Here is a 14,575-nt window from a genome sequence, read left to right on the forward strand (position 1 = left end):
CTCAAACCCGGAGAAGAATCGCTCAAACCCGGAGAAGAATCGCTCAAACCCGGAGAAGAATCGCTCAAACCCGGAGAAGAAATAGAAAAGCGCTCGACAACCTTATTCCAGGTTGTCGAGCGCTTTTTCATTTCGTTTGATCATTTGCTCAAACCGCTTATGAAACCAGTCGATTTCGTCCCCTTCTAAAGCATGGGTGACAAGGTGACCCGAGAGTTCATGTAGTTTCATCAATATACGGTCACGTACGTCGGCAACACTGAGGTTAGTGCCCAGTAATTCGTTTAAAGATGCCATGACGCTTGGATCGATATCAGGATAGCTGAAGCGGGTCTCTTCGTCGCGTTTGCCCAGTTCATAGAACCGCTTCAAAAGCGCCGCACGTTCTGCGCCGCTGCCACTTACGTCAAGATAGATCTGTACAGCGGAACCGTTTTTAACCCGGCGTTGTGAGATGCCGGCGAATTTTTTGCCATTGATACTCAAATCATATGTCCCTGGACAATAGGATTGGGTGATTTCATAAGCTTCAATGCCGTTCGTCAAATCGGAAAAGAGTTGGCGGATAAACGAAACCATCGCCTCATAACCGTCATGGATATTTACCTGTTTAGAATCAGGGAAGATGAGGGAAAGGTTCAAAACACCGTCATCCAACACGACGGCGAGACCACCGGAATTACGGACGATCACATTGTAACCGTTCGACTTCAAATGTTGGATGGCTTGTTTTATATAAGGAAGGCGGGCATCCGGAATCCCGAGTACGATCGTATCGTGGTGGACCCAGAGTCTTGCCGTTGCCGGGCTCATACGTTCACCGACACTTATGGATAACGCATCGTCCATAGCAAAAGACTGTAAGGCCGAAAATCCGGGCCCTAAATTGCTTTGGTCGATGAAGCGATACGTTTCTGGTTTTAATAATGGATGTAGTTCATTCATAGCATTCGTTCTCCTTTTCGGTAGCAACGTCCATTATACCAAAAGTCGCCTCTTGCATGAATGGAAGATCGATTGTAAAATTCTCTGATGGATAAAAAAATCATATCGAAAGTTAGAGCGCTTATAGACAGGTTTCTCGAGAACACCTGTCAATTTCTGTCTGTCAAGATGTTTTTTTGTCGGAATTTAAGGTATATAATAGATAAAAATGTCGTGTAGAAAGGACAAACTGATGGCCTATCGTGATGAGAAGTTAAGTGAAGAAAAGGTTTTTAAAGACCCCGTACATCGTTATGTCCACGTTCGAGAACGGGTGATTTGGGATTTGATCGGGACGGCTGAATTTCAGAGGCTCCGTAGAATCAAACAGCTCGGCACATCTTATTTGACGTTCCATGGAGCTGAACACAGCCGCTTCAACCACTCTTTAGGTGTTTATGAAATCGTGAGAAGGATCATCGAGAACTTCAAGGACCGTCCGAACTGGAATCAGGAGGAGCGATTGCTTTGTCTTTGTGCTGCGCTATTGCATGATCTTGGTCATGGACCATTTTCGCATTCCTTTGAAAAAGTGTTCAAGCTGGATCACGAAGATTTCACCCAGGCAATCTTACTTGGAGATACCGAAGTGAACAAGGTACTCAGCAAAGTGGAAAAAGGCTTTCCTAAAAAAGTAGCCGACGTTATTAATAAGACGTATGAAAACAAGCTCGTCGTCAGCTTGATATCCAGTCAAATTGATGCGGACCGAATGGATTACTTGCAGCGGGATGCTTATTTCACAGGAGTCAGCTATGGTCATTTCGACATGGAAAGAATTCTTCGAGTGATGCGGCCGATGGAAGATCAGGTCGTTGTCAAAGAGAGTGGCATGCATGCCGTCGAAGATTATATTATGAGTCGTTACCAAATGTACTGGCAGGTGTATTTCCATCCTGTAACGAGAAGTGCAGAAGTCATTTTAACTAAAATTCTCCACCGTGCGAAGGAACTGTACGAAGAAGGGTACAACTTTGAGCTGAAACCGGTGCATTTTCTGTCCTTCTTTTCTGGTGAGCCTACCCTTGAAGAATATTTGGCGCTGGATGAAGCGGTCGTTCTCTACTATTTCCAGACGTGGATGAAAGAAGAAGACGCGGTACTGAGTGATTTATGTCAGCGTTTCGTAAACCGTAAACTTTTCAAATATATCGAGTTCAATCCGAATTCCCAGATGAATGAATGGATGGAACTCTATAAACTGTTCACTAAAGCTGGTTTGAACCCTGATTATTATTTAGTCGTCGACTCAAGTTCGGACCTTCCGTATGACTTTTATCGCCCGGGTGAAGAAGGGGAGAGGCTGCCCATTCACCTTCTGCAGCCAAATGACGAGTTGAAGGAACTGTCCAGGCTTTCCGATATTGTCGAGTCGATTTCGGGGAAAAAACGGACGGATCATAAATTGTACATTCCTCTTGATCGCCTCGAGGAAATGTCGAATCGAAGTAAAACGAAGAAGCGGATTATGGAAATTTTGTTTGGATAAGGAGTGAACCTCCATGTTGGAGAATCATGCGAAGTTGATGCAGTTTTTCTCAAGCACCGATGAAATTGTAGGCCGAAAGAAGTTGCAGAAGATGATTTACATACTGAAAAAGTGTGAAATCCCTTTTGAAGAGCGTTACCAGTTTCATTTTTATGGTCCCTATTCAGAGGAACTGACACTGAGAGTCGAAGAAATGTGTAATCTTGGTTTCATTAGTGAAACGAAAGAAGAAAAGAAGAATTATTATCAATACCGTTATCAACTAACCGATAGCGGCAGAAATTTCCTGACCCACTATGAGATGGACCTGCCTCCATTGAATGTCCACATTGAAGAAATGAATGGACGCAGTTCGCGTTTCCTTGAGCTCGTTTCTACGATGCTTTTCTTTGAGCACTTACCGAAAGAAGAAATTGCTGAAAAAGTGTTCACGGTTAAAAGCGCTCAAAATTACACACAAGAAGATATCGATGAAGGATGGAAATTTATTGAACATTTGCGTTCCATTCATTAAGATTAAATGTAGGTGTACGACGATGTACACCTTTTTTCTTGTGTATTTATGTCAGATAATTGAAAAAACGTGAATCGGAAGTAGAGTGGGGGGTCTATACACGTGCGTTTCATTAAATTTTTCGCTTATTATGTGTTCGGTATCGTTGGTATTCTATTGGTTAGTACTACGCCGGCTTTGTTCAGGCAAGGAGCATTTTTAGATCTGGGAAATTACATAAAAGAGTTGAATCAATTGCTTGCCTCCGTAGTGAATCCGGGAGAGTGGACCTATTTATTCAAGGGACGCCCTGTACCAATTCTGGAATACTTATGGGACCCTTATCAATACTCTATGACCGTCTTCTTTGGTGGTATTTTATTAGGTTTCGTTCTCGCATTTGCAGGTGCATTCTTCACTGTTTTTTTACCGAAGTGGCTGCGTTCAGTCGTCGACCGTATTCTTGGCTTGCTCGAGAGCGTACCCGATTTATTGTTGGCTTTTTCTTTACAGTTGTTCATCGTTTGGTTTTATAAACAGACGGAAATCCTGCTTATTTCCTTTGCATCTCTCGGACAGGAGAAAGTCTACCTGCTTCCGATGTTTGCCATTGCTGTCCTGCCTATGGTGACGATGTACAAAATCATCCTCGCATTGATCGAAGAAGAATGGACGAAGTCTTATATACAAATGGCCAGGGGAAAAGGGTTGGAGAAAGCGGCCATTTTGTGTGTACATACCCTTCGGAACATCGGGAAAAGTACGTTCTACCATTCGAAAATCATTGTATGGGGGGCGTTGTCGAGTCTGTTAATCATTGAATATATCTTCAATATGAATGGGATTACGACGGCATTTCTCGATGATTTTCGGCCGATCGTTTCAAGTTTTATCCTTCTCATGCTATTTACACCTTTTTATATCATCTATCAAGGCACAGAACTGTTCCTTTTTAAGGATGAAAAGAAGTCCGAAGAAGTCGCTACACGTATGAACAGTTTTGTAGGAGCCGTCTCTTTCAAAGGGGGCAGAGGGTGGCTTTCTCATGCGTTGTCAGAAATCGGGGCTCATTTTAAAAATATAAAGTTTCTCTTAGGTTTTACAGTCATTACGGGAGCTATCATTATCAGTATCGCTTATACCATGACCGCAGAGCCGCTGATCGATCAGCATCGACTGATCTACGATGATGAAGGGACATTAGTCAGTTCGATGCCCCACACGCCGGAGTATGTATTTTTGGGTACCGATGCTCTTGGTTTTAGCGTGTTTGACCAAATCATTGTCGGTGCGAAATACACGATCATTTTCGGTCTTGTGATTGCTTTCTTACGAATGGGTATTGGCTTCCTTTTAGCTATCCCTTATGCTTTCTTTCTACCGAAAAGGGTACAGCTGGTTTTTGAAAAATTCGTAGACAGCATGCATTTTTTACCGATGACCATCATTGCCTTTTTGCTATTGAAGCCGGTGTTATGGATGCCTCCTGGTGGGTTTACGACGACAGAAATAGAGAGGATCCTTTATCAGGGGATCATTTTGACACTTTTAGCTGTTCCGCTTGTGATAACGTTGTTCGGCAATGAAATGAAGTTGATTATGAAAGAAGAGTTCGTAACAAGTACAAAGGTGCTTGGAGGCAGTTCTGTTCATCTGTTGTGGAAGCATTTGATGCCGCATTTAAGTGCCAGAATGGGGATTATTTTTGGCCAGCAGTTTATCCAAACGTTGCTTATTTTCATTCACCTTGGCGTATTTGACATTTATTTTGGAGGGACAAAAGTAAGCTATGATTTTGTGGCAGACCCACCAACGAGTACCACCTATGAATGGTCCGGGATGATCGGAGCAGCCAAAGATTCGTTGATGACAGGGCGTTGGTGGCTCATTATCCCTACACTTCTTTGTTTCATGGCAATCATTGTCTCGATGCAGTTGATCATCCAGGGGATTAAGGAAGTGCAGCAACGTCGTGTGGGAGTACCTGTAGAACAGAACACATGGCTCAAGAGGGTGTTCCGTAGAAAAGAAACGCATAGAGAAAAAGATGATTCACTCAAGGAAGCGGATTTTGTCTTCGTTCAAAGTTCGAAACAAACAGGCGGATCTGATTCCCGAGACGATCACAGGGACAGGAGAAAGTTTATATGAATCATATTCCTGTGTTTGTAATGGAAAAGATAAAGATGAGAGGTTTAAAAATATCCGACGCACCTTCCTTGTTCCAGTTCATGAGCCGGCCGGATACGATGAAATACATCACTCCTCACCCCGTTCTGTCTTTGAAGGAGATGGAAGCTTACGTAGAAGAAAGACTGGCTGGCTTTCGTAAGCATACAGAAATACCATGGGTGATTGAGAACGAAGAAGGGGAATGTATTGGCTTTTTCCGTTTTCACAAATGGAATCTTTGGCATAGGAAAGCAGAAATGGGAGCGGTCATTCATCCAAAGTACCAAAAGGCAGGCATCATGACAGAAGTTTTACTTAATGTTCTCCCTTATGCGTTCGACATACTGAAATTGAACCGGATTGTCGGAGACATTTTTGCTGAAAATGAGGGATCACGCAGGCTCTTGAATAAGTTTGGCTTCCGGGAAGAGGGAGTATTAAGGGAAACAGATTTTGATGGAGAGAGATTTCAGGATACCGTCGTGTTTTCCATGCTGAAAAAGGAATACGAGCAGGTTAAACAAACGTTTGACCAATGAATCATGAAGCATCTCTTCTAACAAGAACTGTTTTGTATGTTAAAATGGGACAAAATAAGAGGACGATTGAAGAGGAGGATCGCTTTATGAAAGAGTTCGATCAATTTAAAAACAAAGGTGAAAGCAACGATAAAAAGAAGAACCAATTCACAATCATTAAAGATGATTCGACCGATGGTCATGGAGGGTATGGTGTCGGTTCCATCAGTTTGGAGAACATGACCCCGGTCATTGTGGATCCGAATGAAGACGAAGCTTATGTCGATATGGGTGCGCTTCACGCGCGTAGTAAAGTAGAAAAACGGATCAAGTTCATTACCGACCGTGAAGTCGTTAAAAACGGACTGAAATATTGGATCGCATGGGTAACGGTGGATTACCAGGAAGGAAGACCGTGTTACCACGGCGTAGCTGCCAGTGAGATTGTCGTGGACAGGTCCATCAAGCGCGGATACAAATTGATGCCTGAACACGTGAACCACATGGATAAATCCTTGAAGGGTCGCTTTGTCGTCGATCATCTTGATGAAAAGTCGAAAAAGCTGCTCGGAGGATATTTGCGTGATTTCAAACCAGAACTATGGGAGAACACAGCACAGGAATTGAAAGACTCTCTAGGTGTACAATAATTCATGATTGCAAGCTCATAGCATCGTTATGGAGAGAGGGGAATCTGCCGGGTTTCCCTCTTTCTCATTTGATTTTTTTTATAAAAGAAAGGAGTGGATCCTATGAAAAGGATTTTAGAAGATGATGTAGTATTTCACTTTGTGATTGCTCTTGTGGGGTTGATTTCAGGAATTCTTCATTTCCTGTTTAAATGGTCTTTTTATGCAGAACATGAGTATTTAACATCAGGGTTATGGTTTGTTTCAGGCGCGTTCGTGATCTATGTGAGTTGTATTTTCGTGTTCGGTTATCAGAAGAAGGCAAATGCAGGTAACAAAGAAATGGAGTAGGATAAAGCGTACACTCCTTTTTTCTAGACAAGAGAGACGACCATTTAGCTAAGTATGAAAATTCCAGTTTACGATTCCCTCTTTTATGATAGAATAAGAACAAACGTTCGTGTTGGAGGGAGCCAATGATGGATAACCGGAATCGTGATCGCGGGACGATCAAGTGGACATCGCTCATGTTACCGGAGCATGTAGAGATGGTGAAAAAACTTTGGAAAGAAGATCAGCGGGTAGAAAAAGGAATTATGGATGAGCAGAAAGCTGTCGAGATTGACTTTCTTTTGCAGAGGGCACTAACGGACAATCTTACTGTCCAGGTTAGAGTCCACAATGGTTTCGAGTATGAAGATATAAGGATGAAGGTGACCCATGTGAACCGTAATAATCACACCGTAGCAGGGGTTGATGGACAGACGAAAGAGAAGATCCGCATCCCCCTGGATGATATCGCTGACCTTGCCATTTTGTAAGGTGTTCACGATTTGTTCACAAAATGTTCATGAAAAAAGTGTAAGAATTCAGACGCCCAATCTTGACGAATCAGCGATTAGGGTAATATATTAAGTAACACATGGATTATACATGTTTACTAGGACAGAGAAAGCGACCGGTTCCCCCGGTCGTTTTCTCTGTCTTTTTTTATTGTGTGATAAAGCAGTTAAAAAAAGCGAAAGGTCATCCGTTGTGAGGATGACCTTTCGCGCCAAAGAGAGCATGAATCGCGCCAAAGAGAGCATGAATCGCGCCAAAGAGAGCATGAATCGCGCCAAAGAGAGCATGAATCGCACCAAAGGAACCGAGAATCGCGTTAAAAGAACCAGTCTACTACATCTTTGAACCAAGGATCATCTTTGAATTCATCATCAACATCCTTGCTTTCATCTCCGCCACAAACATCCTCAGGAATATCAGATTCTTCCATGTAAACTAACCGTTCCTGCGGACAGTTGGGACCTGCGACATAGCCGGTTTCCGGGTCGATGTAGACCCCTTTCACCCCTGGGGGCGGGATGAAGGCTGCTGTAGGTTCTGTCTCGTGTATTTTCTCCATCGTATCGGCCCAGATGGCTTTCGCATACCGATGGTCGTTGAAGTCTTTGAGCGGCTTACTGCCTTCATCATATCCGACCCATACACCGGAGACGTACTGAGGGCTGAATCCGATCATCCAGCTATCATTGTCGGTGGTTCCGGATTTCCCTCCATACATGCGTGTCAGCTTCCCTTTAATTGGAGTACCTGTAACCGATGCATAATCGGCATCTAAGATCGGATCGAACATCCCTGTCATCATGTGGGTCACAGTGAACGCCCGTACTCGATCGACAGCATCGTCTTTATTGTAAGCCGGTTGGTATTCATACAGAACATTCCCGTGTCGGTCGGTAATTTTAGCGATTGTATGGCCCTCGATGGATTCTGTTCCTTTCACCATTTTCCCATAGGCACTGACCATATCGAAAAGGGATATGGAGGAGTATCCTAAGGCAAGGGAAGGATGGGGCTTGAACGTTTCTTCTACACCGAACGTCTTCATCGTTTTCCCTAGCTTTTCCGGTCCGATATCCATGTGGGTTTTCACCGCATAAATATTATCGGAAACGGCAAGGGCTTGAGCCATGGAAATCGGTTCTTCTGCATATTGGTCATTGAAATTGGATGGAACATAGGGTTCCGTTTTACCTTCTACCTCAATTTCAACAGGCTGCGTCTCTTTCATCGTGACAGGGGAGTACCCTTCCGCGAGCGCTGCATAATACAGAAAAGGTTTGATGGTTGAACCGACGGAACGTTTCGCCTGAGTGGCTCTATTGAACGGACTTTCTCCATAATCTTTACCACCGACAAGGGCCGTAATTGCTCCAGAATGGCTGTTCATAACAGCAGATGCGACTTGGATTTCTTCACTCCCTGGAATGTTTCTTTTCACCTGCTCTTCCAAAATCCGTTGATGCTCTTCAATCAGAGTGGTGTGAATATGATAGCCGCCTGTCTGGACACTTTCTCTGTCTACTTCAAGCAGCTGAGCCGCTTCTGTAACGACTTGGTCCTGAAAATAGGGAGCAATCTCCTGGGTGGCATCTTCTTCACCGTCAGCATAGGAGATGCTCGCTTCTACGGCTGCTCTTTTTTCAGAGGAAGTGATATAGCCGTTCTGTTCCATTTCAGCTAAGATTTGTTGTTGTCTTGTTTCTGCTCGTTCAGCGTTCGCCAGTGGTGAATAATAGGTTGGGCCTTTAGGAATGCCTGCTAACATGGAAGCTTCTGTCAAAGTAAGATCAGCCGCGTGTTTATTGAAATATTGCCGGCTGGCAGCTTCAATTCCATAAGCCCCGTGGCCGTAATAGATGGTGTTCAAATAACCTTCCAATATTTCATCTTTGTTATAAAAAATTTCTAATCGTAGGGCATAGAGAGCTTCGTTTAGTTTCCGCTTCCATGTTTTATCATGGGAAAGGTATAAGTTTCTTGCATACTGCTGGGTGATGGTGCTGGCCCCCTCGGCCATTCTCATCTGCTTAAGATCCGTAAGTGCCGCTGCTGCAATTCGCTTCACATCGAAACCGAAGTGGTTATAGAAACGCCGGTCTTCAATGGCAAGGGTAGCGTCTTTGATAGATTCGGGCATTTCCTCTATGTTAATCCAGTAACGTTCTTCGGCCCCTTGCTCTTCTCCTATGATTTCCCCGTCTGTCCCATAGAAGACGGTATTCTGTTCAGTCATCAACGATGGAGGTCCCTGAGTGATGGCATAGATCAACACGCCGATAATTCCGACAATCCCTACGATTGTCCCGAAGACGGCGAGTTTCATACCGCGGATCGTCCATCGATAAGTCGTTCTGAAAAATGATCGCATCCTTTTATACTCCTAACTGTTACGAATGTATAAAGACTGCTATTATTATGTGAGAATACGTAGTAAAATAAACTTCTTGAGTGAAACAATCGTATAGAATGAAGATGAAAAAGGAGAAATGCAGCATGGGTACATGGTTTACTGAAAAACAGACCGATCATTTCGGGATTACAGCGAAGGTCAATCGCTCCCTCCATAGTGAGAAAACAGACTTTCAAGATTTAGAGATGCTGGAAACAGCGGAGTGGGGGAATATGCTCGTCCTTGATGACATGGTCATGACGACAGAGAAGGATGAATTTGTCTATCACGAAATGGTTGCCCATGTTCCATTGTTTACCCACCCGAATCCGAAAAACGTTCTTGTCGTGGGTGGCGGTGACGGTGGCGTCATTCGTGAAGTGTTGAAACATGAAAGCGTAGAAAAAGCGACGCTTGTGGAAATCGACGGGAAAGTCATCGAGTATTCGAAGAAGTATTTACCTTCTATTGCCGGAGCTCTTGAGGATAACCGTGTCGAAGTGAAGGTGGGCGACGGTTTCATGCACATCGCAAAAAGTGAAAACGAGTATGATGTCATCATGGTCGATTCCACCGAACCCGTAGGTCCTGCTGTCAATCTTTTTTCCAAAGGTTTCTATGAGGGCATTGCCAAAGCATTGAAAGAGGACGGTATTTTCGTTGCCCAAACGGATAACCCATGGTTTAAAGCAGATCTTATCCGCCAGGTGTATAGCGATGTGAAAGAAACATTCCCGATCACAAAAGTATATACAGCGAACATCCCGACCTATCCAAGCGGGCTGTGGACATTCACAATGGGAAGTAAAGTCCACGATCCACTCAAAGTCAACGAGGAACGGTTTACAGATATCGACACCGAATATTACACAGACGAAATTCATCAGGCGTGCTTTGCACTACCTAAGTTCGTCAAAGATCTCACGAAGGAGTGACCATCATGCGTTTCGATGAATCCTACTCTGGAAAAGTATTTATCATGAGCCGGGCGACGGAGGAGGAAGCGGATGCTGTCATTTACGGCATGCCGATGGACTGGACCGTCAGCTTCCGCCCGGGATCACGCTTCGGCCCGAACCGTATTCGTGAAGCTTCCATCGGACTGGAAGAGTACAGCCCGTACCTTGATCGACACTTGGAAGAAGTGAACTATCATGATGCCGGCGATTTGATGCTGCCATTCGGAAATGCGGCGCGTAGTCTTAATATCATCGAAGGATATTTGAATGAACTGCTTGAAAAAGGAAAATTCCCCCTCGGTCTTGGAGGAGAGCATCTCGTCACATGGCCTGTCATTCAGGCCATGTACAAAAAACACCCGAACCTCGCTATTATTCATATCGATGCCCACGCGGACCTTCGTGAAGAGTATGAAGGAGAAGTGTTGTCCCACTCGACGCCGATTCGTAAATCGTGTGAGCTGCTAGGAGCAGAAAATGTCTACTCATTCGGCATCCGCTCCGGCATGCGTGAAGAATTTCAATATGCAGAAGAATCCGGTATGCATATGGCCAAGTTCGAAGTGTTGGAACCTTTGAAAAAAGTGCTGCCTGAGCTTGCCGGCCGCCCCGTGTACGTCACGATTGATATCGATGTGCTCGATCCTGCCTTTGCACCTGGAACAGGGACGGCAGAAGCGGGTGGCATCTCGTCGAAAGAACTGCTCGCAAGTATCCATGCCATAGCCGGCAGTGATTTGAACGTTGTAGGCGCGGACCTTGTTGAGGTAGCTCCAGCGTATGACCCGACAGAGAAGACGCAGATTGCGGCGAGCAAGTTCATCCGCGAAATGCTTTTAGGGTTCGTCAAATAAATGATAGAATGGAACAAGCCACTGTGAGAGTCTTCATAGTGGCTTTTCTATATGGATAGAGCTATAAGAAAAGACACGATACAAAGGAGCTTTTGTTTTGGATAAAAAGACGATGGGAGTGGCGGGGATCTATGTATTGATCATGCTCCCACTGCTGCTTCTCACTTACGGAGCAAACTGGAACCCTTCCAACATCTCGTATGAGTTGAATGGAGACACACTTGTGATTAACGAAGGAATAGGGAAAGAGGAAGTCGCTGAGGTGAATGTGGAAGACCGAATGAACGACCTTCTGCAGTTCACTTTGGCTGTCTCTGTGGAAAATAAACAGTGGGGGACAGATGTATGGGTGATCGGCCTCCTGCTTCCATTTTTACTTTTCGCGATTGTCCCGGACCGCCGTCCGTTCAAAAAAAATCTATCATTCAAGTGGTACTTGACGATTGTTTTGGCTATCCTAGTTCTATATGCGGCTTATTCGATTCCGAATCATGTCGCCCAAGTGAAGGAAGTGCACGAATATGTCAACCTTCTTATTGAATGACGCTTGCGTTTTTCTGTTCGAATTCTTATAATATATTAGTTATATCTTGTACGTAAAAATGGCGATAGAAAAGGTGGAGGGAAGATGCCAAGTAACGCAAAAGATGTCCAGGTGCAGCTTGTTACGGAAATACAGGATGGGGATCGTAAAGAGACAATGAAGATCCACGAACCGGGACAGTTTTTCAAACGAGGCGATACGCAAGTGCTCACCTTTATCGAGCACCCGGAAGATGGAGAACCGGTCAATACGATGGTGACAATCAAGCCCGAACATGTCAGCATCAAACGGAGCGGTGGCGTGGAAATGCGCCAGGTTTTCCAGACGTCCACGGAAACGGAAAATTTATATCATCATACGTATGGTGATTTTCATATGAAAACATCTACAGATAAAGTGGAATTTCGTTCTTTGGAAGAATCCACACAGGGCCGACTGTATTTAAGTTATACCATGACTTTAAACCATGAAGTGACTCAAGCCCACCGCTTGACGTTGACGTTTGAGGAGGAGAGCGATTCATGAATATCGTTGAACAAATGGAACAGAAACTGAAGGATGAAATCTTACGCTCAGTCCTGGCTGCTGAACTTGCATCCGAGGATGAGATGCCGGAAGTAATCCTTGAGCAGCCAAAAGACAAAGCGCACGGAGATTATGCTACTAACATGGCGATGCAGTTGGCGCGCGTAGCCAAAAAGAACCCACGTGCCATCGCGACCGATCTTGTGGAGCAGTTCGACAAGTCCAAAGCATCCATCGAGAAAATTGAAATCGCTGGACCGGGGTTCATTAACTTTTACATGAACAATCAGTATTTGACTGAATTGGTACCTACGATTCTGAATGCTGGAGAAGAGTATGGACGCGGTAAAAGTGGAGAAGGGCACAAAATCCAGGTAGAGTTCGTTTCTGCCAACCCTACAGGCACGCTTCACCTAGGGCACGCACGTGGCGCGGCTGTCGGTGATTCCTTATGCAACGTTTTAGATGCCGCAGGATATGATGTGTCCCGTGAATACTATATCAATGATGCCGGAAATCAAATGGCGAATCTCGCAAAATCACTGGAAGCCCGCTACATGCAAAATCTCGGAAAAGAGTGGAGCATGCCGGACGATGGCTATCATGGTCAGGATATCATCGGTTTAGCTGAAAAGCTCGTCAGTCAAGATGGGGAGAAATGGGTCGATGTTGCGGAAGAAGAGCGCCTTCAGTTCTTCCGTGAGTACGGATTGAAGTTCCTATTGGATAAAATCAAAACAGACCTGGAAGAATTCCGTGTTCCATTTGATGAATGGTTCTCTGAAACTTCTCTGTACAACGATGACCAGATTACAGACGCCCTTGCCGTTTTGAAAAACCAAGGCTATGTATTCGAAAAAGATGATGCGACATGGTTTGAAACCACGAAGTTCGGCGATGACAAGAATCGCGTACTCATTAAGAATGACGGAACGTACACATACTTGACGCCGGATATCGCCTACCATAAAAACAAATTGGACCGTGGATTTGATACACTGATCAATATTTGGGGAGCCGATCACCATGGCTACATTCCACGTATGAAAGCGGCCATCCAGGCGCTTGGGTACGAGAAAGATACGCTGGAAGTAGAAATCATCCAAATGGTCAACTTGTTCCAGGACGGCGAAAAGGTGAAAATGAGTAAGCGTACAGGTAAAGCGGTCACCCTTCGTGAACTGATGGAAGAGGTAGGAATCGATGCCATGCGTTACTTCTTCTCCATGCGCTCCAGTGATTCTCACCTGGACTTTGATATGGACCTTGCCCGTTCAGAATCGAACGAAAACCCTGTGTATTACGTCCAATATGCACATGCCCGCATTTGTACAATGCTTAAGCAAGCAGAAGAAAAAGGGCTGGTGAAAGATTCGTATGACGGAAGCTATCTCACAGCTGAAAAAGAAGAAGACCTTCTAAAGCGTCTTGGAGAATTCCCGCAAGTGGTAGCGGATGCCGCAGAAAAACGCACGCCACACCGCGTGACTCAATATGCGTTCGATCTAGCATCCAACCTGCACAGCTTTTACAATGCTGTCAAAGTGCTCGACGATGAAAACCCAGAGCTGACAGCGGCGAGAATCGCGTTGATGAAAGCTGTCCGTACAACGCTGAATAATGCACTTCGACTAATCGGAGTTTCTGCACCAAACCAAATGTAATTCCATATACTAGGAAAAGGGCGTCTTTGCTAATAGAGCATGGGCGCTCTTTTTCTATGTTTAGAAATAACATTATTGAAGTAGGATTCTTTAAGACTCAATTTCGAGACTTTTTTGGGAATTTAGGGGCTCCGGGAAAAGGTTCGCTTTCCGTGGGCGAGTGATGAGCCTCCCTCAGTAAACGGATCCGTTCTCAAAAATCCTTGGTTTTTCTCTGGTATTCTTCTTCTTTGAATATTGAAACATAGGTCATTCATTCAAATATATCCCATTTTTTAATGAATATGGAATACGTATAGGCGCTTAAACAGACTGGAGAGGTTAAGTTCCAGTAAATGGGTTTTATAATCGCACCTTGGATCTCCACATTAAACATGGTGGTGGACCCTCCCATATCTCTCGGCGTCTGTGCGCGCAAATTCCTTCGTTCGACCTGACCATGTGTGGATGCCGGAAAAGCTCCTCGGGTGGGTCTGTGCCCTAATGCTCGGAATGTGACCAGCTTATCCGTG

Annotated in this window: 14 protein-coding genes; 12 read left to right on the top strand and 2 right to left on the bottom strand. The window is 44.7% G+C overall.

All coding sequences use genetic code 11. From position 1 onward, the window contains the following. Nucleotides 1-102 precede the first annotated feature (102 nt). A complete protein-coding gene (gene lipL, locus BLS23_RS20900; protein WP_089654942.1) occupies nucleotides 103-945 on the bottom strand; it encodes an octanoyl-[GcvH]:protein N-octanoyltransferase in 843 nt (280 codons plus the stop codon). Between the two features lie 232 nt (nucleotides 946-1,177). Here lipL and BLS23_RS20905 point away from each other — a divergent pair, with 232 nt between their 5' ends. The 7 genes from BLS23_RS20905 (at nucleotide 1,178) to BLS23_RS20935 (ending at nucleotide 7,106) form a co-directional block, all read left to right on the top strand. Further along, nucleotides 1,178-2,473 (top strand): HD domain-containing protein, encoded by a 1,296-nt coding sequence (locus BLS23_RS20905; RefSeq protein WP_089654943.1) that lies wholly within the window; start codon nucleotides 1,178-1,180, stop codon nucleotides 2,471-2,473. A gap of 13 nt (nucleotides 2,474-2,486) precedes the next feature. Beyond that, nucleotides 2,487-2,987, top strand: coding sequence for a YwgA family protein (locus BLS23_RS20910; RefSeq protein WP_089654944.1), 501 nt, complete (start codon nucleotides 2,487-2,489; stop codon nucleotides 2,985-2,987). Between the two features lie 102 nt (nucleotides 2,988-3,089). Further along, nucleotides 3,090-5,117 (top strand): ABC transporter permease subunit, encoded by a 2,028-nt coding sequence (locus BLS23_RS20915; protein ID WP_089654945.1) that lies wholly within the window; start codon nucleotides 3,090-3,092, stop codon nucleotides 5,115-5,117. Next, nucleotides 5,114-5,677: a GNAT family N-acetyltransferase gene (locus BLS23_RS20920; RefSeq protein WP_089654946.1), complete on the top strand. Its 564-nt coding sequence runs from the start codon at nucleotides 5,114-5,116 to the stop codon at nucleotides 5,675-5,677. Before BLS23_RS20915 ends, BLS23_RS20920 begins: the two co-directional genes overlap by 4 nt. A gap of 86 nt (nucleotides 5,678-5,763) precedes the next feature. After that, nucleotides 5,764-6,306: a YwhD family protein gene (locus BLS23_RS20925; protein WP_089654947.1), complete on the top strand. Its 543-nt coding sequence runs from the start codon at nucleotides 5,764-5,766 to the stop codon at nucleotides 6,304-6,306. A 102-nt stretch (nucleotides 6,307-6,408) separates the two neighbouring features. Further along, complete coding sequence (locus BLS23_RS20930) at nucleotides 6,409-6,636, top strand: hypothetical protein (RefSeq protein WP_089654948.1); 228 nt, start codon at nucleotides 6,409-6,411, stop codon at nucleotides 6,634-6,636. Nucleotides 6,637-6,761: 125 nt separating this feature from the next. Then, entirely contained in the window at nucleotides 6,762-7,106 is a 345-nt protein-coding gene (locus BLS23_RS20935; protein ID WP_244157296.1) for a YolD-like family protein, read from the top strand. 338 nt (nucleotides 7,107-7,444) lie between these two features. Here BLS23_RS20935 and BLS23_RS20940 read toward each other — a convergent pair whose 3' ends face one another. After that, nucleotides 7,445-9,496, bottom strand: coding sequence for a transglycosylase domain-containing protein (locus BLS23_RS20940; protein WP_089654949.1), 2,052 nt, complete (start codon nucleotides 9,494-9,496; stop codon nucleotides 7,445-7,447). A gap of 125 nt (nucleotides 9,497-9,621) precedes the next feature. Between BLS23_RS20940 and speE the strand changes: the two genes are divergently transcribed. From speE to argS, 5 genes are all read left to right on the top strand, one after another. Continuing rightward, nucleotides 9,622-10,452: a polyamine aminopropyltransferase gene (speE, locus tag BLS23_RS20945; protein ID WP_089654950.1), complete on the top strand. Its 831-nt coding sequence runs from the start codon at nucleotides 9,622-9,624 to the stop codon at nucleotides 10,450-10,452. A 5-nt stretch (nucleotides 10,453-10,457) separates the two neighbouring features. Further along, entirely contained in the window at nucleotides 10,458-11,330 is an 873-nt protein-coding gene (gene speB / locus BLS23_RS20950) for an agmatinase (RefSeq protein WP_089654951.1), read from the top strand. Nucleotides 11,331-11,427: 97 nt separating this feature from the next. Beyond that, the gene (locus BLS23_RS20955) at nucleotides 11,428-11,874 is read left to right on the top strand and encodes a hypothetical protein (RefSeq protein ID WP_089654952.1); all 447 of its coding nucleotides are present in this window, start codon (nucleotides 11,428-11,430) and stop codon (nucleotides 11,872-11,874) included. Nucleotides 11,875-11,958: 84 nt separating this feature from the next. Further along, nucleotides 11,959-12,399: a YwiB family protein gene (locus tag BLS23_RS20960; protein WP_089654953.1), complete on the top strand. Its 441-nt coding sequence runs from the start codon at nucleotides 11,959-11,961 to the stop codon at nucleotides 12,397-12,399. Further along, on the top strand, nucleotides 12,396-14,063 hold the full coding sequence (argS, locus tag BLS23_RS20965) for an arginine--tRNA ligase (RefSeq protein ID WP_089654954.1): 1,668 nt from the start codon (nucleotides 12,396-12,398) through the stop codon (nucleotides 14,061-14,063). Before BLS23_RS20960 ends, argS begins: the two co-directional genes overlap by 4 nt. Nucleotides 14,064-14,575: the final 512 nt, after the last annotated feature.

The organism is Halobacillus aidingensis (genome assembly GCF_900104185.1).
GTDB lineage: Bacteria > Bacillota > Bacilli > Bacillales > Halobacillaceae > Halobacillus > Halobacillus aidingensis.